This is a genomic window from Mycolicibacterium confluentis (genome assembly GCF_010729895.1).
Taxonomy (GTDB): Bacteria; Actinomycetota; Actinomycetes; order Mycobacteriales; family Mycobacteriaceae; genus Mycobacterium; species Mycobacterium confluentis.
In genome coordinates, this window is record NZ_AP022612.1 from 518,167 (window position 1) to 543,499 (window position 25,333).

Consider the following 25,333-nt stretch of genomic DNA (forward strand, 5'->3'; position numbering starts at 1 on the left):
CATGACCATCTGGGACCGCCGCCGCAACGCCAAAGCCGAACGCGTACATTCCGGTCGCGCGTACAGCAACGGCAAGGTGGTGGACCCGGCGAAGCTGAAAGACCTTCTGCACCAGGTGATCCGCTCCGGTGACCGAGTCGCACTGGAGGGCGATAACCAGAAGCAGGCCGACTTCTTGTCCCGCACGCTGGCCGATTGCGATCCGGGGCGAATCAACAAACTGCATATGCTGATCTCCTCGGTGTCGCGATCCGAACACCTCGACCTGTTCGAGCGCGGCATCGCCGACAAGCTCGACCTGGCCTACGCCGGGCCGCAGAGCGTGCGCATAGCGCAGATGGTCGAAGACGGCGTCGTCCGCATCGGTGCCATCCACACCTACGTCGAGTTGTATGCGCGTATGTTCGTCGACCTCGCCCCCGACGTGGTCCTGCTGTGCGCAGAACAAGCCGATGCCGACGGCAACCTGTACACCGGCCCCAACACCGAGGACACCCCGACGATCGCCGAGGCCGCCGCCTTCCATGACGGTGTGGTGATTGTGCAGGCCAATGAAATCGTGGACACCGCCACGCTTACCCGAGTCGACATCCCCGGGAGTTGGGTGGACTTCGTGGTGCAGGCCGACCGGCCCTTCTTCCTGGAGCCGCTGTTCACCCGGGATCCGCGCCACATCGGCCCCGTCGAGATCCTCAAGGCCATGATCGCGATCCGCGGAATCTACGAGCGTCACCAGGTGGTCTCACTCAATCACGGCGTCGGATTCGACACCGCCGCAATCGAACTGCTGCTTCCCACCTACGGTGAGAGCCTCGGTCTGAAGGGCCGGATCGCGAGGCACTGGGTGCTCAACCCGCATCCCACCCTGATCCCGGCCATCGAGTCCGGCTGGGTGGAATCCGTCCATTGCTTCGGCGGCGAAGCCGGAATGGACCGCTACACCGCCGCCCGGCCGGACGTGTTCTTCACCGGAGCCGACGGGTCATTGCGCTCGAACCGGGTGCTGGCGCAGCTGGCCGGCCAGTACGCCATCGACATGTTCATCGGTTCCTCGTTGCAGATCGACGCCGTCGCCAACTCCTCCACGGTGACTGACGGCCGGCTCTCCGGTTTTGGCGGCGCCCCGAACATGGGCCACGACCCCCACGGGCGACGACACTCGTCGGCGGCGTGGCTGGACCTCGCGGACGGCGACGGCGCCAGTCGACGCGGCCGCAAGCTGGTGGTGCAGATGGCCCAAACCTTCCGCGCCGGAGGCGTACCCACCTTTGTCGAGACACTCGATGCCGTCGAGGTGGGTAGGCAGGCCGGGATGCCGCTGGCGCCGGTGATGATCTACGGTGACGACGTGTCCCACGTGGTCACCGAGGAGGGCGTCGCCTACCTGTACAAGGCGCACTCACTGGCCGACCGTCGCGCCGCACTGGCCGCGGTTGCCGGCGTGACACCGGTGGGCCGCCGCGCCGACACCCGTCAGGTCGAGGGACTGCGGCGGGACGGACTGGTGGCCTTTCCGGAGGATCTCCACGTCGAGACCCGACTCGCCGAACGCTCTCTGCTCGCCGCCCGCAGCATCGAGGACCTGGTGGCCTGGTCGGGTGGTCTCTACGAACCGCCGTCACAGTTCCGGGACTGGTGACGACGATGCGCACCTCCAGTTCTCTCGCCACGGCACCGCTCACCAGCATTGAGATCGCCGACATGGCCGTTGCCGCGCTGCACGCCGAAGCGGATCTCACCCCGAAACCCGGACTGGTCGATCAACGGGGCCGGGGCGCGCACACGGATATGGACCTGGCGGTGCTGCACGCATCGGCGGACTCGCTGCACCTCGCGTTCGCCGAGTGTGCTTCCGCGGCAACTCAATCACTGGCCGACGACGAATTGCGAGCTCGGTTGGGTGAGATCGGTCGGGCCGGGGAACGGGACATGCTGGCGGTCACCGGTGGTGTGAACACCCACCGCGGTGCGCTGTGGGCGTTGGGGCTGCTCAGTGCAGGAGCAGCTCTCGGCGCCGACGCTGTGGCCGTTGCGGCCCGGCTGGCCGCCATTCCCGATCCGCACGGCCCTTCGACGGCGTCACACGGGGCGCGGGTCCGTCAGCGTTACGGGGTCTCCGGCGCCACAGGTGAAGCACAGGCCGGGTTCCCGCACGTGCGTCTGCACGCGCTGCCGGCGCTGCGGGCCTCCCGTCGATCCGGCGCCGATGAGGGCACCGCGCGGCTGACGGCACTGTTGGCGCTGATGGCGACCCTGGAGGACACCTGCGTCCTGCACCGCGGCGGACCTGACGGCTTGAGTGCGGTGCAGGCCGGAGCGCGGGCAGTGCTCGACGCGGGTGGCATCGGCACACCCGAGGGGCGACATCACTTCACCGCGCTCGACGAATTGTGCTTGTCCGGGCGGCTCTCTCCCGGCGGCAGTGGCGATCTGCTGTCGGCCACTGTGTTTCTCGATGCGCTGGACGCAGAAGGACTGACGCCATGCAGACCCTGACGTACCGATTCCCGGCACAGGAGGCCGCGGCGCATGCGATACACGTCGGTGTTGTCGCGTCGGGAGATCTGGAGATTCTCCTGCAACCGCCCGCACCGGGAGAGCCGACCGACAGTGTCATCGTGCGGGTACGCACGAGTGTCAACGGATTCGACACGGTCTGGCATGACGTGCTGCAGCGGTTCTTCGCGCGGACGCCCCTGGCGGGCAGTTGGGAACTCAACGACTTCGGCGCCACGCCGGGTGTGGTGAACCTGCGGCTGCGCCAGGCCGCGGAAGCGGCGGCATCATGACCGAGGCGACACCATTGGCCGGCCAAACCTGGCAGGAACTCCTGGCGCGGCGGAGCTTCATCGAACTCGACGCGTTGGGCCGGGCGGCCGCACTGCTGGACCCAGGGACGCTGCGGGTCCTATCCGGCCCCTTCGATCGGCTCGAGTCCCCCTGGCTGGAGCCGCAGGGCATCACGCCGCAGGCCGACGATGGCACCGTCATCGCCCGTGGCGCTGTGGACGGCAAGCCTGTCGTCATCGCGGCGATCGAGCAGGGCTTCCTCGGCGGCGGAACGGGCGAGGTGTCCGGCGCCAAGATCTCCCAGGCACTGCTGCTGGCCGCCGCAGACTCCCGGGCGGGCACGCCCACGGCCGCTGTCATCCTGTTCGAGACCGGCGGTGTCCGACTGCAGGAAGCCAACCTCGGTCTCAATGCGGTAGCCGAGATCTGCTCCGCCCTCTTGGATCTGCGCCCGCACGCACCGGTGATCGGGGTGGTGGCGGGAACGGTCGGATCGTTCGGCGGCATGAGCATCGCGGCGGGCCTGTGCACCCGACTGATCGTCACACCGCAAGCTCGCATCGGTCTCAACGGACCCGCGGTGATCGAACAGGAGGGTGGTATCGACGAATTCGATTCGCGTGATCACATTCTCATCTGGGCGATCGATGGGGGCGAGCAACGCCATGCCATCGGACTGGCCGATGATCTGGTGCCCGACGATGCCGACCGGTTGCGTACCGCGGTGATCGACGCGGTCAATGCCGGTGTACCGCGGGCAGGCCACCACCGCAGCGAGCGCCTGGACGTGCTGGCATCGCGGCTGGCCGTTCTGAACCCAGCCGATGCACCGACCCCTCGCGACCTCAGGACCCTCTGGGGAGCCTCCCGCGAGCCGGCTCCGGCTCCGGCCACGGCTCCGGTCGCAGCGCTCGATCCCCCTGCCACCAGGGGCAGAACGTGGCTGGCCGCGCTCAGCGGAACGGCCACTGTCCAACCGGTCATCCCGTCGGTCCTTTCCGCGACCACTGCAGACGCCCGGTACCTCGCCGTCGTTCCCGATCCGGACAACCGGTTCTACCGCGCCCGTGAAGGGCAGGTCGGTGTCACCGAATCGCTGGCCCTGGCACAGGCGGTCCACGACATTGTCCACGGTGACCGGCACGCCCAACACAAGCGGGCCGTCATCGCCATCGTCGACCTGCCCAGTCAGGCCTACGGCCGCTACGAGGAGATGGCCGGACTCCATCAGGCGATGGCGGCGGCCACCGACGCCTACCACCGCGCGCGAGTTGCCGGCCACCCCATTGTTGCTGTCGTCGTCGGCACCGCCCTGTCCGGTGGCTTCCTCACCCACGGCCTGCAGGCGAACCAGATTCTTGCGCTCGATGCGCCGGGTGTCGAGATCCACGCGATGCACAAGGAGGCCGCCGCCAAGATCACCCTGCGTTCGGTCGCCGAACTCGACGAGCTCGCGAAAACCATTGTGCCGATGAGCTACCGGGTCGAGGACTGGGCGAAGCTCGGCTTCTGCGACGGTCTGTTGACGGTCGCCGATGCCGACAACCCCACCCCAGACGATGTCGCCTCGGTCGCCGCCGCGGTCACCGCCGCCATCCAGCGCGCCCGGCGCGGTCCCTTCGACCTGTCCAATCGGCTTGAGTCCGACGCGGCCGTCACCGGCAGGCGCGCCTCACGTGCTGTTCGCGACCTGCTGGCACGGCAGTGGGAAGGCGCTGACTGAGATGGATACCGCACGCCCGCATGACCTGTTGCGACTGTCCGGTGCCACCGCGCTGCCTGCCGACGCTCCCGACTGGGCGGTGCGCGCACTTCGCCTCACCCCGTGGGCGGTGGTCCGGCGCAGCCCGCCGCAGGACGGTTTCATCCCCGTCGGAGTGCGCGGGAGCAGCCGGTCTCGGCGATACGCCACCTACGCGGCAGCGGACGACGTAGACGCGATCAAGAAGCCAGAAGAACTGGTGCACTGCCGATCTGGTCGCAATCTGCCGGCGTGGCGCGCCTTGTGCATGGGCCGTCCTCTCCTGGAATCCACCGGGCTGGCGTGGGGCCCCACAGGCAGCGTCGGCTTCGAACTGGCCACCGGTCGGGCCACCGCGACTCCCGGCAGCGATCTGGATCTCGTGGTTCGTGTCAACGAGCTGCGCGAAGTGCTTCCGCTGCTGACCGCATTGCAGTGCCAGCTCCGGAGACTTCCCGCGCGAGTGGACTGCCAGGTCGAAACCGGCTCTGGCGCTGTGGCTCTCGCTGAATTGGTGAGTAGTCAGACTGATGTCTTGGTGCGCACAGCCAACGGCCCCCGGCTCGTCGCACGCACAGCGCTGTCATGAGCCTGGCGTTTCTGTTCCCTGGGCAGGGCGCCCAACACCCCAACATGCTTCACGAGCTGCCCGCCAGCCCCTCAGTCGCGGCAGTCCTCCAGGAAACAGGTTGCCAGCTGACCGAGCTCGACTCCGAAGCGGCGCTGAAGAGCACGACCAATGTACAGATCGCCATGCTTGTCGCCGGAGTGGCGAGCGCGCGGGCGCTGATCACGGACCACGGCCTGACCCCTCAGTTTGTTGCCGGTCACTCCGTGGGTGCCTTCGCCGCCGCGGTCACCGCGGGAGTCCTCACAACCGCCGAGGCGCTCACGGTTGTGTCACTACGTGGTCGGTTGATGGAAAACGCCTGTGCACAGGGTGTTTGGGGCATGGCCGCGGTGACGGGACTTCCCACCCGTGCCGCGTTCGAGCTGGCGCACCAGATCAGCACGAACCGCGATCCGATCTGGGTCGCCAACATCAACAGCGCCACCCAGACCGTTTTCAGCGGCACCGGATCGGCATTGAAGACGTTGGCCGACGCGGCCAGACGTGCCGGCGCATGGGACTGCGAACGGCTCGACGTGGCCGTCGCCTCACACTGCCCGGCGCAAGCGGACACCGCCCGGCGCATGGCTGCGCACCTGGCGACACTGCCGCGTCGAACACCGACGGCGCGTTATCTCACCAACACGATGGGACGGGCGACGACGTCGGCCGAGGCCGTCCTCGACGATCTGGCGAACGCGGTGGCGCATCCCGTCCGGTGGTACGACGCCACCCGGCTGATGGGCGAACTCGGTGTCACGTGTGCCATCGAAACCGCGCCCGGCCATGTCCTGACCCGACTGATGGCGTCGGCTGTCCCCGCGGTGGTCGCCGTGTCTCTGGAGGACGACGGCTTGTCGAACGCTGCTCGTCGAGTCGAGACCATCCTGCGGGACCATGGGCGGAGGTAGCTCACGGAGTTCGTGCCGCCATTGCCGCAAACAGGGTCGGACGATACGTGCCCGTACGACGAACCAATGCCGCGCGTTGCAGCACATCTCGGCAGGTCAGCCGAGAACGGCCGAACCCCCGATGGCCTGCTGCAGCCCCCGCGTCGCCAACTGGTCGGCCAACTCGTTGTCGGCGATGCCCGAGTGACCCTTGACCCAGAACCACTCGACCTCATGCCGTGCGCAGGCGGCCTGCAGACGCTGCCAGAGATCAACATTCTTCACCGGCTGCTTCGCCGCGGTCAGCCAGCCGTTGCGCTCCCAGCCGAACACCCACTTGGTGATGCCGTTGCGCACATAGGTGCTGTCGGTGTGCAGGTGTACCAGCACCGGCCGGGTCAGCGCTTCGAGCGCCATGATCGGCGCCATCAGTTCCATCCGGTTGTTGCTGGTCTCGCCGGGCTCGCCGCCGAACATCTCGCGTACGTGCTCACGGTGGCGCAGGACCGCGCCCCAGCCGCCGGGTCCGGGGTTGGGTCGGCAGCCGCCATCGGTGTGGATGATGACGGGATGGGTCTCCATGGACTCAGAGAATAGGTGCCGAGATCATTGCCGTCGGTACCGACATTCCGAGAGCGCGATGCTTCAGCGTGGTGATCCGACGTCCGGGCTGTACGGCGTCTTTGACCGGTGTCGTGCGGTCCCCGAAGAACGCCGCGGTCGCCTCCACGTCGCCGACGACGTAGGTGATGCCCCACAGCGTCGACGGGCCGTCCTCGGCCGAATCCGGTGACCCGACCACTTCCAGGATCACCTCGCCGAGGCGGAAGAAGACCTGCTTGACCCGTCGTCCACCCAGTTCGGCCTCGCGTTCCCGGCGCGGGGCGACACCGACCGCCGCGAGGGCGTCGACCGTCCTCCTCAGATGGGGCGACAGCAGGACGACGTGGTCGATGGAGGTCGCACCGTTGGCGTGCGTGGCCGGCGCTGGCGGTGCTGTGGTGGCTCGGGTCGTCCGGACGCCGTCGAGGACGCCGGGGGCGTCTGGTGGCAGGTCCCGCAATGACCAGCCGACGATGCCCTTGCCGGGCTCGCGGCCGAGAAGACGGATGCTCACCGCGCCGATGCGGCAGACCCCGTCCTCCACGGTGAACCCTGCCTGGGCCCACGCTTCCGGCGGGTCGGCGACGTCGAAGGAGTCCACACTGACGGCCATGGGGCTCAGCGTACAAATCCTGTCGGTGCCTGCTCCTAGCTTGGGTGCATGAGGCGGATAGCGGTCCTTCTTCCCACGGCGGATCTGGTGGAGCGGATGATCCGGGACAAACCGGAGTGCTGGACGTGGGCGGTGTTCGCGTCGGTGCTGTTCCAACGCTGGGCGGTGCTGGAGGAGCGCAAGGTGGTGCAGGTGATGAGCACCCCCGTGACGCCGGCGGGTGTGCTGCTTGAGGCTCCTGACGTGGCACGCTTCGTCACAGAGCACATCCGCGGTGCGGAGGTCGCCATCGTGAAGCTCATCGATTGCCTCAACGGTCCCGCGTTCGAGGCGGCCTTCGGTGCTCCCGACAATGAGGACGCGGCGAACGCCGAGGCCATCGTTGCGGCGGCCCATGAGTTCGGCGACTGCTACCAGCAGGTGCTCGAAATCGCTGAGGAGTGCCGAATCTGGTTGACGCCAGGGGAGTTCACCGACCTGCTGGCCGACACCGTGCAGCTGATCAACGGCTTTCTGCAGGACCTGGCTGGCTTCGTCAACGACGTCCTCGCGCGACTGGAGGATCTGCAGAAGCTGGCGATGGTCAACCAGCGCCCGTCGAAGTTCCAGCCCGTACTCCCGCAGATCGTCGTCGACGGGCAGTTGTTGGCATCCATTCAGAAGCGGCTCGACGAGATGGGCTGAGGTGTGCCCTGCGCTCAGGGGGTAGTCCTTTCAAATGCCCGCCTATGAGCGACTTTCGGCGGGCAGCTGAGGGTTCGATGATGATCCGCGGCGTGCGTGTTATGCGGCGGATGGGGACTGCTGCGTTGCTCGAGGCCCAGAGGTAGTCCTCTCATTTGCCCGCCTATGAGCGACTTTTTGCCGGGCGCTTGAGTTGTCGGCCCTTCGTGCCATGGTGCAACATGGCAATTCGACTGCGGGGCACAGAACTCCGCTATGTGCTGACCAGCATTCTCCTACTGTACGGGCCCATGAAGGTCAGCGAACTGGCGGAAGAACTGACGCGTCAGGGTTTCACGGTCGACGGGCGCCCCACCAAAACCGTGTCCGACGCGCTGCGCTGGGAGAGGCGGCGCGGGCGAGTGGTCCGCCTGGGCTGGGGAGGCTACGGTCCTGGCGCCATGCCGCGATCCACTGAATATCGGATCGATCAACGGGTCCTCGCGTTACGCATGGCCGTCCGAAAGTCGCTCTTAGCCGAGCAATTGGAAGGATGGGAGGAGGGGTGGCGTGAGCGGGTTTGAAGTGAGGTCGCCTCGTTCTGCGGCTGCCCCACCCCAAAGTCGCTCGTAGCTGGGCAATTGAGAGAGTCGCCCCTGGACACGGGAGTCAATGCGCCGGGGCGAAGTCTCCTCACCCTTCGCCCGCCCCACCCGAAAGTCGCTCGTAGTCGGGCATTTGAGAGGGGTATCCCCTGGGGCATAGGAGACAGCCCGCCGAGGCGAAGTCTCCTCACCCTTCGCCCGCCCCACCCGAAAGTCGCTCGTAGCCGGGCATTTGAGAGGGGTATCCCAGCGGAGGTCAGCCAGGCCAGCCCCCCCAACCGCGGTCTACTGTCCCAGCACCGTCTTCAGCGCCTCGAGCACCGACGCGTCCTCAATCGTCGACGGCACCGGCTCGTCACGGCCCGCCGCGATGCCCCGCAGCGTTTTGCGCAGAATCTTGCCGGACCGCGTCTTCGGGAGTGCCGGCACCACGTCGACCATCTTGAATGCCGCGACGGCACCGATCTCCTCGCGCACCAACGCGACCAGCTCCGAGGTCAACTCCTGCGGTTCGGCGCCGGCCTTGAGCACCACCAGGCCTCTCGGGGCCTGCCCCTTGATCTCGTCGGGCACGCCGATGACGGCGCACTCAGCCACCGACGGGTGCATCGCCAGCACCTCTTCGATTGCCCCCGTTGACAACCGGTGCCCGGCGACGTTGATGACGTCGTCGGTGCGGCCCATCACGAACAGGTAGCCGTCCGAGTCGAACCGCCCGCCGTCACCGGTCAGGTAGTACCCGGGATGCTCGGACAGATACGACGCTTCGTACCGAGCGTCGGCGTTCCACAGCGTCGGCAGCGTCCCGGGCGGCAACGGCAGCGCGATGCAGATCGAGCCCTCCTCGCCGGGCTCGCAGCGGTACCCGTCGTCGTGCAGGATCTGCACGTCGTACCCGGGCATCGGCTTTGTGGGTGAACCCGCCTTGATCGGAAACTGCTCGACGCCCATGGGATTGGCGGCAATCGCCCATCCGGTCTCGGTCTGCCACCAGTGGTCGACGACGGGCACACCCAGATTGTCGGTGGCCCAGTGATAGGTGTCGGGATCGAGCCGTTCACCCGCCACGAAGAGGTACTTCAGGCTTGAGATGTCATGCTCAGCAAGGTGTTTGGCGGCGGGGTCTTCTTTGCGGATCACCCGGATGGCGGTGGGTGCGGTGAACAGCACTTTGACGCCGTACTCGGCGATCACGCGCCAGAACGCGCCGGGGTCAGGGGTTCCGACGGGCTTACCCTCGTAGAGCACCGTCGTCGCGCCGTACAGCAGTGGCGCGTACACGATGTAGGAGTGGCCGACCACCCAGCCCACGTCGGAGGCCGCCCAGAACACGTCCCCGGGTTCGATGTCGTAGATGTTGCGCATGCTCCACAGCAGCGCCACCGCGTGCCCGCCGTTGTCGCGGACGATGCCCTTGGGCTTGCCCGTCGTCCCGGAGGTGTAGAGCACGTAGAGCGGGTCGGTCGCAGCCACCGGCACGGCCTCGGCGGGCGAAGCCGTCGCCATCACGTGATGCCAGTCCACATCGCGGCCCTCGACCATGTCGCAGCGGTGCCGATCGCGCTGCACCACGACGCAGTGCGCCGGCGGGTGCTCGGACATCGCCACGGCGTCGTCGAGCATCGGTTTGTACTCCACGATGCGGGCGGGCTCGATCCCGCACGACGCGGTGACCACGACGGTGGGTTGCACGTCGTCGATGCGCACGGCGAGTTCGTGCGGCGCGAACCCGCCGAACACCACCGAGTGCACGGCCCCGAGGCGCGCGCAGGCCAGCATGGTGATGACGGCCTCGGGGATCATCGGCATGTAGATGACGACCCGGTCGCCCTTGTTGACCCCGAGGCTGCGCAGCATCCCGGCGCAGCGCGCGGTCTCATCGAGCAGTTCGGCGTAGGTGTAGACCCGCTTTGTCGAGGTGACGGGGGAGTCGTAGATCAGCGCGGCCTGCCCACCGCGACCGGCGGCGACGTGTCGGTCCAGCGCGTTGACGGACGTGTTGAGTTCGGCATCGGGGAACCAGCGGTAGAACGGCGGGTTGGTGTCGTCGAGAATCCGCCGCGGGGCGCGGGTCCACGTCACGGCCTGGGCCGCGTCGGCCCAGAATCCGGCGGGGTCGGTGATGCTCGCGTCGAACACATCTTTGTATGCGCGCATGCGGGCACCTTAGTCCCCGTATTCCCCTATCGTCGGCGGGGTGTCCGCTGAAGTCGAGATCAGGTCCCTGGACGGTACGGAAAATGCGGCGAGCGGCGACATCGCCGTCGTCACGCTGAACCGTCCCGAGAAGCTGAACGCCATCGACGGCGCCCTGATGGCAGGCATGGACGCCGCCCTCGACGAACTCGAATCGGGTCGGTACCGCGCGGCGATCCTGACCGGGGCAGGGCGCGGCTTCTGTGCGGGTGCTGATCTGAGCGGCACCGGCGCGGCGTGGACGGGCAAGGCCAAGACCGCCCTGAAGACCAGCTATGACGGGCAGGTGCGCCTGGCCGACCAGATGACCCGTTTGTACGAACTGCCCGTGCCGGTGATCGCGGCGGTCAACGGAGTCGCGGTCGGTGGCGGCCTGGCGTACGCGCTGCACTGCGACATCCGGATCGCGTCGACAGCCGCACGCTTCGGGTCGGTGTTCATCAAGGCCGGGTTCTCGTCCATGGACATGGGCACCAGCTATCTGCTGCCGCGCATCGTGGGCGCAGGCATCGCCCGCGAACTGATGCTCACCGGCCGCATCATCGATGCCGACGAGGCATACCGAATTCACCTGGCCAACGACCTGACGTCACCCGAGGACCTCATGGCCGTCGCCGAGGCCAAGGCCCGCGAGATCGCGGCCAACAACACCTACGGGGTGTGGCAGACCAAGACCGGGCTCAACACTGCCCTGGACGCGCCGAGCCTGCGTCATGCCAAGGAGATCGAGAACCGCACCCAGGTGCTCAGCACGTTCACGGGCAACTCGGCCGAGGCCGCGATGGCCCTCCGCGAGAAGCGCGCCCCGGTCTGGAACGAGCTGTGATCAGGCGGCTCAGACCCGCGCGATGACCTTCTCCGCGAACTTCTCCAGGTGGCGGATCTTGGTGTCCAGGGGCTCAGGGTCGGGGCCCTGGATGTAGGGGTAGCGGAAGCCGACGATCACGTCGGTGACGCCCTTGTCCTCCAGACGTTTGATGCCGTCGGGCGTGTAGGCGTCGCCGGAGATCACGTGGATCTCGAAATCGTCCTTGGGCTCCTGCTCGGCGCGATACCGGGTGAGCTTGGCCAGCAGTTCGTCGAGTTCCTCGGGCGCACCGCCGCCGTGCATCCACCCGTCGTTGCGGGCGGCGCGACGCAGGGCCGCGTCGGCGTGACCGCCGATCAGGATCGGGATGGGCTTGGTGGGCGCGGGGGTCATCTTGGTCTTGGCGATGTCGTAGAACTCGCCGTGGTACTCGAAGTACTCGCCGGTGGTGAGCCCGCGGATGATGTCGATGCACTCATCCATCCGCTTGCCGCGTTTGGCGAACGGGACGCCCATCAGGTCGTAGTCCTCGGGCCACGGACTGGTGCCCACGCCCAGGCCCAGCCGATTGTTGAACATCGCGGCCAGCGACCCCGCCTGCTTGGCCACCAGGGCCGGCGGCCGGATCGGCAGCTTGAGGACGAAGAAGTTGAACTTCAGCGTCGTCGTCACGGCAGACAGCGCCGCGGTCAGCACGAAGGTCTCGATCATCTCCTTGCCGTCGAGGAACTCCCGGTTCCCGTCGGGGGTGTAGGGATACACCGAATCCGACTCGAACGGGTAGGCGACGCTGTCAGCGATGGTCATCGCGTGGTAGCCGGCGGCCTCGGCCGCCTGGGCCAGCGGGATGTAGTGGGCGGGGTCCGTCATGGCCTCGGCGTAGGTGAACCGCATGCGGAGATACTAGAACACGTTCTAGTTTCCGCGACGGGCTTCGGCCCGATTCAGTCGAGTGCGAACGGCGGGGCGCCGACCCCGGCCACTGTGTAGCCGCCCCACGGCGTCCGCTCGACGACGCGCGCTTGAGCGGAATGGGTGGGCGTCGAAAGCGTAAGTATGCGTTGACCTTTGAGAACATCCTCGGGGATTGCGCCGAAGATCGTGCCCCGCCAGTGGTAGCGGCCGTCGATCGCGTCCAGGTGTCCGGCAAGGCGGGCGTCGACGTCGACGTCGCTGTCGGCGAGCGCGAGTGACGCCGAACCGCGGTAGAGGTCGTCGTGGCCCGGCGTCGATCCGGTCAGGTGGAACCGCCCCCGCGGAGTAGTCCGTCGCCACCACCGCAACGCCACGCGGGACTTGGCCTCGATCCGCGTCGACCCGGACTGTGCCAGCAGGTCGAGGCACTGCCGCACGAAGCGGACCTGCGCCGCGGTGTCGGGGCCGGGAACCCGGAATAGGTTCGGCATACCGTGCACCGCGAGCGTGGCGTCGCTGGACGCACGTGCGTCGATCAGCGTGCGGGCCGTGACGGTGCTGCCGTCGGGGGCGTCGATCGTCCAACTGTCGGTCGCGTTGTCGAAGTGCGCATCGCGCAGTCGGGCGTCGGGCAGCACCACACCGGGAAAGCCCACATCCGTTCCGAGGACGATCGACGTCACAGGAACCCGGCCCGTCGCCACATCCGCCTGCCCACGCGGCCCATCAGTCCGACCTCCTCGAAGAAGGCCGCCAGGGGCGCGAACCCCGAGACGCACTTGGTGTGGAAGTGCGGGTTCCGGCGCGCGACCCTGCGCATCTCCTGGCCGTCCAGGCCCATCCGGCTGTACTGCAGCGGCAGCGTGAACAACATCCGGTAGAACGGCCCGCCCGCACCGTGCAGGTTGGCGATCAAAGCCCGGCGATACCACGGCATCACCGGCACGCTCTTGCGCAGGCCGTCACGCGCGAACTGGATGTGCCGCGCCTCCTCGGTGACGTGGATGCGCATCAGGCGCTGCACGACGGGCTGAAGGTCGGGGTCTTCCAGGATCTGGCGTTGCAGCGAGTCGAAGATCTCCTCACCGACCAGCGCGGCCGTCCACAGCACCGGCCCGCGGAAGACCAGCGGCAGCGAGTTGATGATGATCCGTTGAAACAGCTTGGGCCGCACCGGAATACCACCCACTTTGTCGATCGCCTTGCCGAACATGATCATGTGGCGGGTCTCGTCGCCGAGTTCGGTGAGGGCGTAGTGCGTGCTGTGGGCGGTCGGGTTCTTGTGCATCAGATCGCGCAGCAGCGCCTGATTGAGGATGTTCTCGAACCAGATGCCCGCGGAGAGGATGTTGACCAACTCCTGCCGGGACAGGTCGATCTGCTGTTCGCGGGTCAGGGCGTCCCAGGCCGGCGTGCCGTAGAGCGTGACCATCTCCGGGGGCAGGAAGTACTTGTCCGGGTCCAGTGGTGCGTCCCAGTCGATGTCGACGACGGGCTCGTAGGACTTCTTGACCGACCCCTTGAGGAGGCGTTCGGAGAACTCCTCGCGGTTGGGGGTCGCGGCAGCGGCCCGATTGGGCGTCGACGTGGTCATCAGGGCACACCTTCTGTGTGACGTTCTATGTGACGTGGCTGACAGTGAACGTAAGACGGCCGTCGACACTTGTCAATACCGCCGGTACCGGGTACTTGAAATTGTGATCTGGGATCGCTGCACTAGCCTGCCGATGTGCGCACTATCCACGTCATCGGCATCGGCGCCGGAGATCCCGACTACGTCACGGCGCAGGCGGTCACGGCGCTCAACGACACCGACGTCTTCTTCGCGATGGACAAGGGTGAGGCCAAGTCGGATCTGGTGGCGCTGCGCCGGCAGATCTGTGAGCGCTTCATCGACGGCGACGACTGCCGCTTCGTCGAACTCGCCGATCCCAAGCGGGCCAAGGCCGACGACGGTTCCGGTTACGTGCAGGTGGTGGCCGACTGGCACGAAGCCCGCGCCGCCGTGTGGGCCCGTGCCATCGAAGCCGAACTCGGCCCCGACGGGGTTGGGGCCTTCCTGGCGTGGGGTGACCCGTCGCTCTACGACAGCACGCTGCGCATCCTCGAACTGGTCCGGCGGCACGTCGACATCGAGTACGACGTCGTCCCCGGCATCACGGCCATCCAGGCGCTGACGGCGCGACACCGCATCCCGCTCAACGATGTTGGCGAACCGGTGCTGATCACCACGGGTCGTCAACTGCGGGAGAACGGCCTCGACGGTGCCGCGGTGGTGATGCTCGACGCGGAGTGCTCGTTCATGGAATGCCCGCCGGCGACGCACATCTGGTGGGGCGCCTACCTCGGCACACCCGACGAGTTGTTGGTGGCCGGCACAGTCGGTGAGGTGGGCCGCCGGATCGTGGCGATGCGCGCGGATGCGCGGGCGCGGCACGGCTGGATCATGGACACCTACCTGCTGCGTGCACCCAACTGAGGCTCGTCAGGGATCGCGGTTGGCGCGACCGTTCCCGCTGCTGAACACTCGCCACTGGCGGTCCCAGGCGGCGTAGCGTCGCCGATCCATGTCGGCGCGTAGGACCGCCATCGCGCCCAGGCTGGCGAGAGTCATGCTGGTCCATACCGCGAGCCCAACGCCCAGTCCTGCACTGCCGATCTCTGCGGGGGTTCTCGGCGGATCGGTGATCTGGCCCGCGGAGTCGAGCCAGACGGTGATGCGGTCACCGGGATGATGGTCGGTGTCGAGGCCCCGGATCGTCTCGTTGCGTTCGTTGTAGGCCCACATGAACTTCACGTCGAGATTGCGGGTGAGATGCGGAAGGCGACTGGGCGCACCGTTTCGGACCTGGACCACGGTGGCCTCGACCGTGTTCAGCGACCGGACGTACTCCTGGTTCTGCTCGGCTTGGGCCGCGCTCATGGCGCGACCGGCGAGCATCGCAGTCGGTACGGCCGCGACGAGAAACGCAAGGAGGCAGACCGTGATCAAAGCCTCGAGGCGGTCGTGGCGCCGAACCAGGGTGTTGCGACCCAGCCCGCACAACACCCAGAACCGTCGACGACGCTGCTGCGATTGATTCATGAGCGTTCCCAAAACCCGTGTTACGACTACGTTAACAACTTTGTCGCCTGAGTGCCCGCATTCGAAAGGTGTGACTTAGCTTGCGCGGGGTGCGGGACACGGCAGACTGGAGAGATGCCAGAACTGCCCGAGGTGGAGGCCCTGGCCGACTACCTGCGCCATAACGCGGTGGGACAGACCGTCAGCCGCGTCGACGTCGGCGCGCTGTCGGTGCTCAAGACGTACGACCCCCCGGTGACCGCGCTGACCGGTCAGGCCGTGACGGGCGCCAATCGCTGGGGCAAGTATCTCGGCCTGGAGGTGGGTGAGCTCAACCTGATCACGCACCTGTCCCGGGCGGGCTGGCTGCGCTGGTCGGACAAGCTGAGCCCGACGCCGCTCAAACCCGGCAAGGGCCCGATCGCGCTGCGCGTGCATCTGGAGAACAGCACCGGATTCGACCTCACCGAGGCGGGGACGCAGAAGCGGCTCGCGGTCTGGTTGGTGCGCGACGCCTGGAGCATTCCGCAGATCTCCGCGCTGGGTCCCGACGCGCTCGAACTGACCCCGGAGGATCTGGCGGCCGTGCTCAAGGGCAACACGGGCCGGATCAAGTCGGTGATCACCGATCAGAAGGTGATCGCCGGGATTGGGAACGCCTACAGCGACGAGATCCTGCACGTGGCGAAGCTGTCGCCGTTTGCGACGGCGGGCAAGCTCACCGAGGCGCAGGTGGCCGCGCTGCACGACGCGATGTTCTCGGTGCTCAACGACGCGGTCACCCGGTCCGTGGGCCAGCAGGCGGCAACGCTCAAGGGGGAGAAGCGGTCCGGGCTTCGCGTGCATGCGCGCACCGGTCTGCCGTGCCCGGTGTGCGGGGACACCGTGCGGGAGGTGTCCTTCGCCGACAAGTCCTTCCAGTACTGCCCGACGTGTCAGACCGGCGGCAAGGCTCTCGCTGACCGTCGAATGTCCAAGCTGCTCAAATAGTTCCGCAGTACGAGCCGGTCGCGGCGCCCAGCGCCTGCTGCTGCAGGGTGTCCAGTTGGCGCTCGCCGACCACCTGGGTGACGGCCCGCTGAAGATCAGTTGGGCAGGTGGGTTCCTGCAGTGAATCCCAGTGCAGGGCAATCTGTTCGACCATCGCCCGGGTGCAGCCGTCGATCTGCGTGCGCGAGGCGGCCAGGGCGGCCAGGGCGGTCGGGAGGGCGGGAGTGGCGAGGACAGCCAATGCCAGTGCCAGTGCCAGGCGTTTCATTCGGCCCAGTTCAGCACCGAATCAGCCGTAGTTCAACCGCCGGTCCGCCTGCGCCGACAGCAGGCGGCGCGCCGGGACGGGGTTGTCGTCGCCCTTGACGTCGATCAGCAGCAGCGGTCCCAGGACGGCTTTGTCGGCGACCAGCAGTGCCGTGGCGTTCGACAACAGCACGCCACCGGAAGGCGCCGCGACCTGCATCTTGCGGGCGACGTCGAGGAGGTGGCCGGCCGAACGGTTCTCATCGATCACCACGTCTCCGGAGTTCACCCCGAAGCGGCCCGGGTGCTCGAGGGTCGACTGGATCTCCAGCGCTGCCATACAGGCGCACAGCGCGTGGTCGGCGAGCCGGGTGCGCGCTCCGAACCAGGCGCGGAAGCCGTCCCCGGTGAAGGTGTCGACGGTCCCTCCACAACGGGCCACGATGGCCGCGCACCGGTCGAATCCTGGACCGGCCGCCGTCGTCGGCGCCACGATGTCGCCGCACATCACCGTGACCTGGGTGCGCGTGGCGACTGGGTCCGTCGACAGTCGGACTCCGCATTGGTCGCAGTACTTCGCCGACGGTCGCAGGTCATGACCGCATGCCGAACAATCGCCCATTCGCAGTCCCCCCTGGGATCGACGATGCTGAAAGCCCTCCAAGTATGCCCCGACCTGCCGGGCGAGGGATGGTTCATTCTGTGCCAGGCGGCTCAAGGGGGCGCAGGAGCATGAATTCGCCTTGCGCGTTCAGCTTCTCAAGGACCGCCTTTCGAGCCGTGAACGCGGTCCGGAAGGCATCGGCGTCTCCGGCGGCGTCGGCCAGGATCAACTCGTTCAGGAGCACGCAGTTGTCCAGGGCGAGCAGTTCGGTCTGCTGCGCCACAGCCCGTAGACCGGCGGTGAGCATGGTGGCTTCGTCGATGTCCTCCTCGCGTCCACGGGCCGCGAGCACCTGCACAAGCGTGCTCGCGGTCAATCCCACGAAGGTGAAGTTGGCGTTCTCGAACTGCCGGCCGATCTCATCGCGGATGAGTTCGATTGCGCCGTCGAGATCCCCGTTTCGTGCGGTCGCGATGGCGAGATCGGCTTCGATCGGTCCCGCGGTGATGACGGCGGTCCGGTGTTTGGCGATGACGGCACGCGCCCGCTCCAACAGACGGACTGCCAGGCCACTCGCGGAGGGATCGAGTCGCAGGACCATCAGGGCGTAGGCCCACAGTCCGCAGATGATGCCGAAGTTGTCACCGAACTGTTCTGCTTCGAGCAGAGCCTCCTCGGCGGCGTGAAGGGTGCTGCTTGTGGCCGACTCGACTCCGACGGCCACGAGTCCGCAGTTGAACGCCATCACCATCGCGTATGTCGCGGGATCCAGCGTCCGTGCCTGCTGCAGTCCGACCTGCAGATCACGACGGCCCTGATCGGGGTCGTCGCCGGTGACCAGGTGGGTCAACCCGGCCACCGCATAGGCCCGCGCCGTCGCGCTGCTGACGAGGTCCCCCGCAACGGTGCGCAGGCGTGTGGCAGTCTGCTGCGTCGCGGGATAGTCACACGCCATGAACTGCGCCCACATGACGGTGAAGAGCAGGTCGACCTTCGCAGTGACATCGGTGGGGACGGTGTCGATCATCTCAAGGAGGTCCGCGGCGAGATTGACCGCTTCCATCGGCCTGCCGTAGTTGGTGCACAGTGCCGTCATGCGACCGGCGATTCCGATCATCTGCGATCGGGTGTCGCCGGACTGCGCGGCCAACTCCCGCAACTCGCGGTAGTTCGACTCGGATTCCGGGTCACACCCCAGCATCCATTCGGTCCAGGCCAGCATGGCGCGCGGTGCCGTCTGCAGCATCTGGCGCAGGTCGACGTCGGCCGGCATCTGGTCGGCGAGGTCCCGTGCGTGGGTCCAGCTGGAACGCGCGGCGATGATGTCTCGCGACTGCAGCCATTCCGCGGCACGCATATGCCAGCCGTAGGCGCGCTCCAGATCGCCCGCCGCCTCGAGATGCGCGCCGATCAGCGCCGCGACTTCGTCGGGGTTGGTCTCGTTGGCTGCCTCGATGGCTTCTGCGACGCGGCGGTGCGCATGGGTTCGAACGTCGGTGAGCTGCGACTCGTAGGCGACCGTGCGCACCAGCGGATGTCGAAAGGCGTACCGCGCGTCCGGGACGAATTCGATCTGGTCGATCAGTTCGACCGACACCAGTTCAGCCAGTTGCCCCTGGTCGACATGGGGTAACAGCGCGTTGAGCCAACGAAGTTCGAAACGTGAGCCGATGACGGCCGCGGCGTTGAGGATCGCCTTTCCCTCGGTGGACAACCTGTCGATGCGAGAGGCGAGCACCGCTTGAATCGTTGCCGGTACCGCGATTTCGTCGACGTGGCCTTCACCGCGATAACTTCCTCGGCTGCCGGTCAGCACGTTGCGGCCGACGAGGTCGCGGACGATCTCCTCGACGAAGAACGGGTTGCCGGACGCCGCAGCGGAGACCAGCTCGGCGACACCGGCCAGCGACACGTCGCTTCCGATCAGACCGCGCGCGATTTCGAGTGTCATCGCCTCGTCGAGCGGTTCGAGTGTGACCGCGACCTCCGCGAGATCTCGGATCGTGCCCCGATACTCGGGTCGGTAGCTGACAACGAGCATCGACTCGGTGGCGGAGATGGTCGAGGCGAAGTCGGTCAGCGTCGCATCGCTGGCCGCATCGATCCAGTGCAGGTCTTCGAGGATGAAAAGTGTTCGCAGTGGCCGGAACTCGACGGCCTTGAGCATGGTTTCGACAAGCCACCGTCGCCTGGCATCGAGATTGAGTCCGACGGCTGGGGAATCGCCGACGGCGATTCCGAGAAGCTCGAACAGGATGCCGACGCCCGCCGCGTCGTCGGCGATCGAGGCCGGCAGACGGTGGAGGACCTGCGCGCGGGCGGCATCGTCGTCGAGGCGTGCGATGCCGAACATCGCTCGCAGCATCCGAGCTAAGGCCCACAACGGCACATCGGCGGTGTGGGCATCGCAGCGACCGATCACCACGTCGGCGCCCTGTTCTCCTGCGAACGCTGCGAACTCGCCGATGAGTCGACTCTTGCCCAGTCCGGGAGCGCCCATGATCTCGACCAGACAACCCTTTTCGGCTTCGAAGGCGCCCATCAGCTGGGCCAACTGGCCCGCGCGTCCCACCATCGGTCCTTCGTCGCGACCCACGATCGGCCGCTCGGTGGAGACCGACAACAGTTGTCGGGCCGGTACCAACTCCGTCTCACCCTTGATCGCGACGTGTTGCACCGGACCCAGTTGTGCGGCTCCCTGTGCCAGGACTGCGGTCGATTCGGAGCACAGCACACCGTCTGCCGGGGCGGCCGACTCCATCCGCTGCGCCATTCCGACCGCCTGGCCGATGGCCGTGTAGCTTTCCGGGCCGGAACCGATTTCGCCTGCGACCACGGCGCCGGAGTTCAACCCGATGCGCAGTCGGAGGTCGACACCGTCGCGCTCGCGAACCTCGGCGGCGAGTTCCTTGGCGACGGTCTGGATCTGCAGGGCCGCAATACAGGCGCGCGTGGCGTGGTCTTCGAGCGCGATCGGCGCACCGAACAGCGCCATCAATCCGTCCCCGGTGAACTTGTCGACGGTGCCGCCGTAGCGCTGTACGACAGCGGCCGACCTGTTGAACAGGTTGTGCATCAGATACCGCAACTCTTCGGGGTCAAGGCGTGCCGCAAGTTGCATCGACCCCACGACGTCACAGAACAGCACGGTGACCTGCTTGTGCTCCCCGGCGGCCTCGGTGTGGCTCAAGCGCGCACCGCAGTGCTCGCAGTACCGGGCCGTCGGCCGCAGGCCAGTCACGCCGCAGTTGCGACAGGTCAGCGTCTGTACGTCAGCCATCGCTTCGAAGTGCCCCCTCAGGTATCACGATTATCGCTGCGTTGGGCCGAATGCGCGCTGGTTAAGCTGCCCGAATGACTCGGCAGAAGATTCTGATCACCGGAGCCAGTTCCGGGCTCGGTGCGGGCATGGCGCGCGCGTTCGCGGCCAAGGGGCGTGACCTGGCGCTGTGCGCGCGGCGCACCGACCGTCTGGATGAACTGAAGGCGGAGCTCGAGGCCCGGCATCCCGGCATCACCGTGGCCGTCGCGGCCCTGGACGTCAACGACCACGAGGCCGTGCCCAAGGTCTTCGCCGAATTCTCGGAAAAGTTGGGCGGCATCGACCGCGTGATCGTCAACGCCGGAGTCGGCAAGGGTGCGGTGCTCGGTTCGGGCAAGCTGTGGGCCAACAAGGCCACCATCGAGACCAATCTGGTCGCCGCTCTGGTGCAGATCGAGACCGCGCTGGAGATGTTCCACAAGGCCGGGTCCGGGCACCTCGTGCTGATCTCGTCGGTGCTGGGCAACAAGGGTGTGCCGGGCGTCAAGGCCGCGTATGCCGCCAGCAAGGCCGGCGTCAGTTCGCTGGGGCAGTCGCTGCGCGCCGAGTACGCCAAGGGCCCGATCGCCGTCACTGTGATCGAGCCCGGCTACATCGAATCGGAGATGACGGCCAAGTCGGCGTCGACGATGTTGATGGTGGACAACGAGACCGGCGTGCGGTCGATGGTCGCGGCGATCGAGCGCGAACGCGGAAGGGCAGTGGTGCCGGCCTGGCCGTGGACGGTGTTGGTTGCGCTGATGAAGGCCACGCCGGTGCGCTTCGGCAAGCTGTTCGCTTAGAAGCTGCTCCCGCTTGCTCCCGCTCCGCTTCTGTCGCGCCGAGGGCCGACTTGTTGACGGGTTTTCCCAGTAAGGGCCGTCAACAAGTCGGCCCTCGGCGCGTAAGACCTCAGCCCACCCGGCTCGGGCCTGTTCGGCCGGGCTGGTCTTCGCCTGGCGGCTCAGCCCACCCGGCTCGGGCCTGTTCGGCCGGGCTGGTCTTCGCCTGGCGGCTCAGCCCACCCGGCTCGGGCCTGATTCGGCCGGGCTGGTCTTCGCCTGGCGGCTCAGCCCACCCGGCTCATGCCTGATTCGGCCGGGCTGGTCTTCGCCTGGCGGCTCAGCCCACCCGGCCGCGTTCCGCGCGGTAACGCCGCACCAGCGCATCCGTCGAACTGTCGGACTGCTGCGCGGGTGAGCCGTCGCCGGTGAGCACCGGCAGCAGTGCCTTGGCCTGGGTCTTACCCAGTTCCACACCCCACTGGTCGAACGAGTCGATACCCCAGATCACGCCCTCGGTGAACACCTGGTGCTCGTAGAGCGCGATCAACTGACCGACTACCGACGGCGTGAGCCGGGTGGCCAGGATCGACGTAGACGGCCGGTTGCCGGGCATCACCTTGTGCGGCACCACCTCGGCCGGAGTGCCTTCTGCGGCAATCTCTTTGGCGGTCTTGCCGAAGGCCAGCACCTGCGTCTGGGCGAAGAAGTTGCTCATCAGCAGGTCGTGCATGCTGCCGGTGCCGTCGGCGGTCGGCAGGTCATCGGTGGGCTGGGAGAACCCGATGAAGTCCGCGGGCACCAGGCGTGTCCCCTGGTGCAGCAGTTGGTAGAACGCGTGCTGGCCGTTGGTTCCCGGTTCGCCCCAGAAGATCTCGCCGGTGTCGGTGGACACGGCCGAACCGTCGGCGCGCACCGACTTGCCGTTGGACTCCATGGTCAGCTGCTGCAGATAGGCCGCGAACCGCGACAGGTCATTCGAGTAGGGCAGCACCGCACGGGATTGTGCGCAGAAGAAATTCGAGTACCACAGGCCGATCAGCCCCAGCAGCGCCGGCGCGTTCTCGGCCAGCGGCGCGGTCCGGAAGTGCTCGTCGACAAGATGGAACCCGGACAGGAAGTCGGCGAACGCCTCCCGGCCGATCACCGCCATGACAGACAGGCCGATCGCCGAGTCCACCGAATACCGGCCACCGACCCAGTCCCAGAAGCCGAACATGTTGTCGGTGTTGATGCCGAACTCGTCGACCAGGCGCTTGTTGGTCGACACCGCCACGAAATGCTTGGCCACCGCGGCATCGCCGAGTGCGTCGGTCAGCCAGCGCCGCGCCGCGGTCGCGTTGGTCAGCGTCTCCAACGTCGAGAATGTCTTCGATGCGACGATGAAAAGCGTTGTGGCCGGGTCAAGTCCGTCGAGCGTGGCGACCAGATCGGCGGGGTCGACGTTGGACACGAACCGAGCCGAGATGCCGGCGTCGGCGTAGTGCCGCAACGCGTCGTACACCATCACCGGACCCAGGTCGGAGCCGCCGATGCCGATGTTGACCACGCATCTGATCCGCTGTCCGGTGGCGCCGGTCCAGTCACCGTTGCGCAGACGGTCGGTGAAGTCGCCCATCGCGTCGAGCACCTCGTGGACGTCGGCGACGACGTTCTGGCCATCCACGGTCAACGACGCATCGCGGGGCAGGCGCAGCGCGGTGTGCAGCACCGCGCGGTCCTCGGAGGTGTTGATGTGCTCGCCCGCGAACATCGCGTCGCGGCGCTGCTCGAGGCCCGCGGCGCGAGCCAGGTCCACCAGCAGGCGCAGGGTTTCAGGTGTCACCCGATGCTTGCTGTAGTCGATGTAGAGGTCGCCGACGCTCAGCGTCAACTCCCGACCGCGGTCGGGATCCTCGTTGAAGAGGTCACGCAGATGTCGGTCACCGATCTGATCGTGGTGACGAGCCAGGGCGTTCCAGGCGGGGGACTCGGAGATCGGTGGATAGTCGGCGGCCATGGCTCAAACCTAGTGAATGATGGGGGGATGGACATCGCAAAGCTGTTGTCGACGGTTCCGACGGGTCTCTGGATCGGCGGTGAGGAGCGTGCCGGGTCGTCGACCTTTGACGTGTTGAATCCGGCCACCGATGAGGTCATCACTCAGGTCGCCGATGCCACTGCCGCGGACGGCATCGCCGCTGTCGAGGCCGCGACCGCGGTTCAGGACGAGTGGGCGTCCACGCCGGCGCGTGAGCGTGGCGAGGTTCTGCGCTCGGTGTTCGAGACGATCACCGCACACACCGACGACATCGCCGCGCTGATGACCCTCGAGATGGGCAAGGTGATCGCCGAGAGCAAGGGCGAGGTCAAGTACGGCGCCGAGTTCTTCCGCTGGTTCGCCGAGGAGGCCGTCCGCATCGACGGCCGCTACACCCAGAGTCCCGCGGGCACCGGCCGGATCATCGTGACGAAGGCTCCGGTCGGACTCTGCTACGCGATCACGCCGTGGAATTTCCCGCTGGCCATGGGCACCCGCAAGATCGGCCCGGCCGTCGCCGCGGGGTGCACGATGATCGTCAAGCCGGCGCAGGAGACGCCGCTGACGATGCTGCTGCTGGCCAAGCTCATGGATGAGGCGGGCCTGCCCAAGGGCGTGCTCTCGGTGCTGCCGACGTCCAAGCCCGGCGACCTGACCACGGCCCTGATCGACGACGGCCGGTTGCGCAAGCTGACGTTCACGGGTTCCACCGGAGTCGGCAAGGCACTGGTCAAGCAGTCCGCCGACAAGCTGCTGCGGACGTCGATGGAACTGGGCGGCAACGCGCCGTTCATCGTGTTCGACGACGCCGACGTCGACGCCGCGGTCGAGGGCGCGCTGCTGGCCAAGATGCGCAACGGCGGCGAGGCCTGCACCGCGGCCAACCGGTTCCACGTCGCCAACGCCGTCCGCGAGGAGTTCACCGACAAGCTGGTGAAGCGGATGAGCGAGTTCACGCTGGGCAATGGCCTCGATGAGGGGTCGACGCTGGGCCCGTTGGTCAACGCCAAGCAGGTCGCCACCGTCGCCGACCTGGTGTCCGACGCTGTGGCGCGCGGCGCGACCGTGGCCGTCGGCGGCGTCGCTCCTGGCGGGCCCGGAAACTTCTACCCGGCCACGGTGCTCACCGACGTCGCACCGGACTCACGCATCCTCAAGGAGGAGGTGTTCGGGCCGGTCGCTCCGGTGATCGGGTTCGACACCGAAGAGGAGGGCATCAAGGCCGCCAACGACACCGAGTACGGTCTGGCGTCCTACATCTTCACGCAGTCGCTGGACCGTGCACTGCGGGTCGCCGAGTCCATCGAGTCGGGCATGGTCGGGGTCAACCGCGGGGTGATCTCCGATCCGGCCGCGCCGTTCGGCGGGGTCAAGGAGTCGGGCTTCGGCCGCGAGGGTGGCACCGAGGGCATCGAGGAGTACCTCGACACCAAGTACATCGCCCTGACGAAGTAGTTCTTGACGCCCAAACCGGCATGTGGGCGCGGAAAGTGCCCTTTTCCGCGTCCACATGCCGGTTTCGGCGTCGGAGGGGCAGTCAGAGGGCGGGCGTCGAGCGAGTGGGCTCAGTGCCCGAGGCGACCGCGGCCCATCCGCAGCAGCAGCATCGCCAGGTCCTTGCCTTCCGGCCCCAGCTCGCTGTAGCGCTCGATGACCTTCATCTCGCGGCTGTGCACCAGTCGGGTGCCGCCCGACGCCATTCGCGCCTTGCCGATCGTCTTCGAGACCTCCTGCCGGCGCTTCACCGCGGCCAGGATCTCGGCGTCCAGTCGGTCGATCTCCAGGCGCAACTGATCGATGTCGGGGACCTGATCGGTTTCAGCCACTTTTCGAGTGTGCCACCAACCCTCGTGCCAGGACAAAAGTGTCTGCAGACGGCGGTAGGTTTACAG

At 67.1% G+C, this 25,333-nt stretch carries 25 protein-coding genes; 13 read left to right on the forward strand and 12 right to left on the reverse strand.

Annotation, left to right across the window (positions count from 1 at the left end):
* Position 1: 1 nt before the first annotated feature.
* Genes mdcA through G6N34_RS02415 form a run of 6 tightly spaced genes read left to right on the forward strand, consistent with a single transcriptional unit; the run spans position 2 to position 6,052 of the window.
* Complete coding sequence (gene mdcA / locus G6N34_RS02390; RefSeq protein WP_085155243.1) at positions 2 to 1,639, forward strand: malonate decarboxylase subunit alpha; 1,638 nt, start codon at positions 2 to 4, stop codon at positions 1,637 to 1,639.
* 5 nt (positions 1,640 to 1,644) lie between these two features.
* Complete coding sequence (locus tag G6N34_RS02395) at positions 1,645 to 2,496, forward strand: triphosphoribosyl-dephospho-CoA synthase (protein ID WP_085155445.1); 852 nt, start codon at positions 1,645 to 1,647, stop codon at positions 2,494 to 2,496.
* On the forward strand, positions 2,484 to 2,789 hold the full coding sequence (gene mdcC, locus G6N34_RS02400) for a malonate decarboxylase acyl carrier protein (RefSeq protein ID WP_085155241.1): 306 nt from the start codon (positions 2,484 to 2,486) through the stop codon (positions 2,787 to 2,789). Before G6N34_RS02395 ends, mdcC begins: the two co-directional genes overlap by 13 nt.
* Positions 2,786 to 4,513 (forward strand): biotin-independent malonate decarboxylase subunit beta, encoded by a 1,728-nt coding sequence (gene mdcD, locus G6N34_RS02405; protein ID WP_085155239.1) that lies wholly within the window; start codon positions 2,786 to 2,788, stop codon positions 4,511 to 4,513. Before mdcC ends, mdcD begins: the two co-directional genes overlap by 4 nt.
* Position 4,514: 1 nt before the next feature.
* Positions 4,515 to 5,120 carry a malonate decarboxylase holo-ACP synthase gene (locus tag G6N34_RS02410; RefSeq protein WP_133057815.1) on the forward strand — a complete coding sequence of 202 codons (606 nt, stop codon included), beginning with the start codon at positions 4,515 to 4,517 and terminating at the stop codon, positions 5,118 to 5,120.
* On the forward strand, positions 5,117 to 6,052 hold the full coding sequence (locus G6N34_RS02415; protein ID WP_085155235.1) for an ACP S-malonyltransferase: 936 nt from the start codon (positions 5,117 to 5,119) through the stop codon (positions 6,050 to 6,052). The genes G6N34_RS02410 and G6N34_RS02415 overlap by 4 nt, the downstream gene beginning before the upstream one ends.
* A 96-nt stretch (positions 6,053 to 6,148) precedes the next feature.
* Here G6N34_RS02415 and rnhA read toward each other — a convergent pair whose 3' ends face one another.
* Positions 6,149 to 6,613, reverse strand: coding sequence for a ribonuclease HI (rnhA, locus tag G6N34_RS02420; protein ID WP_085155233.1), 465 nt, complete (start codon positions 6,611 to 6,613; stop codon positions 6,149 to 6,151).
* 4 nt (positions 6,614 to 6,617) lie between these two features.
* Positions 6,618 to 7,247, reverse strand: a complete 630-nt coding sequence (locus G6N34_RS02425; RefSeq protein WP_085155231.1) for a glyoxalase — start codon at positions 7,245 to 7,247, stop codon at positions 6,618 to 6,620.
* 48 nt (positions 7,248 to 7,295) lie between these two features.
* Between G6N34_RS02425 and G6N34_RS02430 the strand changes: the two genes are divergently transcribed.
* Together G6N34_RS02430 and G6N34_RS02435 are read left to right on the forward strand one after the other, a co-directional pair.
* Positions 7,296 to 7,931, forward strand: coding sequence for a hypothetical protein (locus G6N34_RS02430; RefSeq protein WP_085155229.1), 636 nt, complete (start codon positions 7,296 to 7,298; stop codon positions 7,929 to 7,931).
* 221 nt (positions 7,932 to 8,152) lie between these two features.
* Positions 8,153 to 8,494 carry a hypothetical protein gene (locus tag G6N34_RS02435; protein ID WP_085155227.1) on the forward strand — a complete coding sequence of 114 codons (342 nt, stop codon included), beginning with the start codon at positions 8,153 to 8,155 and terminating at the stop codon, positions 8,492 to 8,494.
* Between the two features lie 306 nt (positions 8,495 to 8,800).
* On the opposite strand, the gene G6N34_RS02440 is transcribed toward G6N34_RS02435, so the two are convergent.
* Positions 8,801 to 10,672: a propionyl-CoA synthetase gene (locus G6N34_RS02440; RefSeq protein WP_085155225.1), complete on the reverse strand. Its 1,872-nt coding sequence runs from the start codon at positions 10,670 to 10,672 to the stop codon at positions 8,801 to 8,803.
* Positions 10,673 to 10,712: 40 nt separating this feature from the next.
* On the opposite strand from G6N34_RS02440, the gene G6N34_RS02445 reads away from it, so the two are divergent.
* Complete coding sequence (locus G6N34_RS02445) at positions 10,713 to 11,537, forward strand: enoyl-CoA hydratase/isomerase family protein (RefSeq protein ID WP_407663202.1); 825 nt, start codon at positions 10,713 to 10,715, stop codon at positions 11,535 to 11,537.
* 9 nt (positions 11,538 to 11,546) lie between these two features.
* Here the strand turns inward: G6N34_RS02445 and G6N34_RS02450 are convergent, their stop codons facing one another.
* Genes G6N34_RS02450 through G6N34_RS02460 form a run of 3 tightly spaced genes read right to left on the reverse strand, consistent with a single transcriptional unit; the run spans position 11,547 to position 14,028 of the window.
* Positions 11,547 to 12,413, reverse strand: a complete 867-nt coding sequence (locus G6N34_RS02450; RefSeq protein WP_085155223.1) for an LLM class flavin-dependent oxidoreductase — start codon at positions 12,411 to 12,413, stop codon at positions 11,547 to 11,549.
* 50 nt (positions 12,414 to 12,463) lie between these two features.
* Positions 12,464 to 13,117, reverse strand: a complete 654-nt coding sequence (locus G6N34_RS02455) for a DUF4873 domain-containing protein (protein ID WP_133057814.1) — start codon at positions 13,115 to 13,117, stop codon at positions 12,464 to 12,466.
* Positions 13,114 to 14,028: an AurF N-oxygenase family protein gene (locus G6N34_RS02460; RefSeq protein ID WP_085155219.1), complete on the reverse strand. Its 915-nt coding sequence runs from the start codon at positions 14,026 to 14,028 to the stop codon at positions 13,114 to 13,116. The genes G6N34_RS02455 and G6N34_RS02460 overlap by 4 nt, the downstream gene beginning before the upstream one ends.
* A gap of 135 nt (positions 14,029 to 14,163) precedes the next feature.
* On the opposite strand from G6N34_RS02460, the gene cobF reads away from it, so the two are divergent.
* Positions 14,164 to 14,913 carry a precorrin-6A synthase (deacetylating) gene (gene cobF / locus G6N34_RS02465; RefSeq protein WP_085155217.1) on the forward strand — a complete coding sequence of 250 codons (750 nt, stop codon included), beginning with the start codon at positions 14,164 to 14,166 and terminating at the stop codon, positions 14,911 to 14,913.
* 6 nt (positions 14,914 to 14,919) lie between these two features.
* Here the strand turns inward: cobF and G6N34_RS02470 are convergent, their stop codons facing one another.
* Positions 14,920 to 15,519, reverse strand: coding sequence for an Rv1733c family protein (locus G6N34_RS02470; protein ID WP_085155215.1), 600 nt, complete (start codon positions 15,517 to 15,519; stop codon positions 14,920 to 14,922).
* A 114-nt stretch (positions 15,520 to 15,633) separates the two neighbouring features.
* On the opposite strand from G6N34_RS02470, the gene G6N34_RS02475 reads away from it, so the two are divergent.
* Positions 15,634 to 16,488: an Fpg/Nei family DNA glycosylase gene (locus G6N34_RS02475; protein WP_085155213.1), complete on the forward strand. Its 855-nt coding sequence runs from the start codon at positions 15,634 to 15,636 to the stop codon at positions 16,486 to 16,488.
* Here G6N34_RS02475 and G6N34_RS02480 read toward each other — a convergent pair.
* The 3 genes from G6N34_RS02480 to G6N34_RS02490 form a co-directional block, all read right to left on the reverse strand.
* Positions 16,481 to 16,756 (reverse strand): chorismate mutase family protein, encoded by a 276-nt coding sequence (locus G6N34_RS02480; protein ID WP_085155211.1) that lies wholly within the window; start codon positions 16,754 to 16,756, stop codon positions 16,481 to 16,483. The two genes, G6N34_RS02475 and G6N34_RS02480, sit on opposite strands and share 8 nt — an antisense overlap.
* 21 nt (positions 16,757 to 16,777) lie before the next feature.
* On the reverse strand, positions 16,778 to 17,356 hold the full coding sequence (locus tag G6N34_RS02485; protein ID WP_085155209.1) for a zinc ribbon domain-containing protein: 579 nt from the start codon (positions 17,354 to 17,356) through the stop codon (positions 16,778 to 16,780).
* Between the two features lie 73 nt (positions 17,357 to 17,429).
* The gene (locus G6N34_RS02490; protein ID WP_085155207.1) at positions 17,430 to 20,618 is read right to left on the reverse strand and encodes an ATP-binding protein; all 3,189 of its coding nucleotides are present in this window, start codon (positions 20,616 to 20,618) and stop codon (positions 17,430 to 17,432) included.
* A gap of 74 nt (positions 20,619 to 20,692) precedes the next feature.
* On the opposite strand from G6N34_RS02490, the gene G6N34_RS02495 reads away from it, so the two are divergent.
* Entirely contained in the window at positions 20,693 to 21,442 is a 750-nt protein-coding gene (locus G6N34_RS02495) for an SDR family oxidoreductase (protein WP_085155205.1), read from the forward strand.
* Between the two features lie 319 nt (positions 21,443 to 21,761).
* Here the strand turns inward: G6N34_RS02495 and pgi are convergent, their stop codons facing one another.
* Complete coding sequence (gene pgi, locus G6N34_RS02500) at positions 21,762 to 23,420, reverse strand: glucose-6-phosphate isomerase (protein WP_085155203.1); 1,659 nt, start codon at positions 23,418 to 23,420, stop codon at positions 21,762 to 21,764.
* 27 nt (positions 23,421 to 23,447) lie between these two features.
* Between pgi and G6N34_RS02505 the strand changes: the two genes are divergently transcribed.
* Positions 23,448 to 24,896: an NAD-dependent succinate-semialdehyde dehydrogenase gene (locus G6N34_RS02505; RefSeq protein ID WP_085155201.1), complete on the forward strand. Its 1,449-nt coding sequence runs from the start codon at positions 23,448 to 23,450 to the stop codon at positions 24,894 to 24,896.
* A 110-nt stretch (positions 24,897 to 25,006) separates the two neighbouring features.
* Here the strand turns inward: G6N34_RS02505 and G6N34_RS02510 are convergent, their stop codons facing one another.
* Complete coding sequence (locus tag G6N34_RS02510) at positions 25,007 to 25,267, reverse strand: chorismate mutase (protein ID WP_085155199.1); 261 nt, start codon at positions 25,265 to 25,267, stop codon at positions 25,007 to 25,009.
* Between the last annotated feature and the right edge of the window lie 66 nt (positions 25,268 to 25,333).

Excerpts from the sequence above, each read along its gene's own strand:
- mdcA (WP_085155243.1), top strand. The coding sequence starts at position 2 with ATGACCATCTGGGACCGCCGCCGCAACGCCAAAGCCGAACGCGTACAT.
- G6N34_RS02395 (WP_085155445.1), top strand. The coding sequence starts at position 1,645 with ATGCGCACCTCCAGTTCTCTCGCCACGGCACCGCTCACCAGCATTGAG.
- mdcC (WP_085155241.1), top strand. The coding sequence starts at position 2,484 with ATGCAGACCCTGACGTACCGATTCCCGGCACAGGAGGCCGCGGCGCAT.
- mdcD (WP_085155239.1), top strand. The coding sequence starts at position 2,786 with ATGACCGAGGCGACACCATTGGCCGGCCAAACCTGGCAGGAACTCCTG.
- G6N34_RS02410 (WP_133057815.1), top strand. The coding sequence starts at position 4,515 with ATGGATACCGCACGCCCGCATGACCTGTTGCGACTGTCCGGTGCCACC.
- G6N34_RS02415 (WP_085155235.1), top strand. The coding sequence starts at position 5,117 with ATGAGCCTGGCGTTTCTGTTCCCTGGGCAGGGCGCCCAACACCCCAAC.
- rnhA (WP_085155233.1), bottom strand. The coding sequence starts at position 6,613 with ATGGAGACCCATCCCGTCATCATCCACACCGATGGCGGCTGCCGACCC.
- G6N34_RS02425 (WP_085155231.1), bottom strand. The coding sequence starts at position 7,247 with ATGGCCGTCAGTGTGGACTCCTTCGACGTCGCCGACCCGCCGGAAGCG.
- G6N34_RS02430 (WP_085155229.1), top strand. The coding sequence starts at position 7,296 with ATGAGGCGGATAGCGGTCCTTCTTCCCACGGCGGATCTGGTGGAGCGG.
- G6N34_RS02435 (WP_085155227.1), top strand. The coding sequence starts at position 8,153 with ATGGCAATTCGACTGCGGGGCACAGAACTCCGCTATGTGCTGACCAGC.
- G6N34_RS02440 (WP_085155225.1), bottom strand. The coding sequence starts at position 10,672 with ATGCGCGCATACAAAGATGTGTTCGACGCGAGCATCACCGACCCCGCC.
- G6N34_RS02450 (WP_085155223.1), bottom strand. The coding sequence starts at position 12,413 with ATGCGGTTCACCTACGCCGAGGCCATGACGGACCCCGCCCACTACATC.
- G6N34_RS02460 (WP_085155219.1), bottom strand. The coding sequence starts at position 14,028 with ATGACCACGTCGACGCCCAATCGGGCCGCTGCCGCGACCCCCAACCGC.
- G6N34_RS02470 (WP_085155215.1), bottom strand. The coding sequence starts at position 15,519 with ATGAATCAATCGCAGCAGCGTCGTCGACGGTTCTGGGTGTTGTGCGGG.
- G6N34_RS02475 (WP_085155213.1), top strand. The coding sequence starts at position 15,634 with ATGCCAGAACTGCCCGAGGTGGAGGCCCTGGCCGACTACCTGCGCCAT.
- G6N34_RS02480 (WP_085155211.1), bottom strand. The coding sequence starts at position 16,756 with ATGAAACGCCTGGCACTGGCACTGGCATTGGCTGTCCTCGCCACTCCC.
- G6N34_RS02485 (WP_085155209.1), bottom strand. The coding sequence starts at position 17,356 with ATGGGCGATTGTTCGGCATGCGGTCATGACCTGCGACCGTCGGCGAAG.
- G6N34_RS02490 (WP_085155207.1), bottom strand. The coding sequence starts at position 20,618 with ATGGCTGACGTACAGACGCTGACCTGTCGCAACTGCGGCGTGACTGGC.
- G6N34_RS02495 (WP_085155205.1), top strand. The coding sequence starts at position 20,693 with ATGACTCGGCAGAAGATTCTGATCACCGGAGCCAGTTCCGGGCTCGGT.
- pgi (WP_085155203.1), bottom strand. The coding sequence starts at position 23,420 with ATGGCCGCCGACTATCCACCGATCTCCGAGTCCCCCGCCTGGAACGCC.
- G6N34_RS02505 (WP_085155201.1), top strand. The coding sequence starts at position 23,448 with ATGGACATCGCAAAGCTGTTGTCGACGGTTCCGACGGGTCTCTGGATC.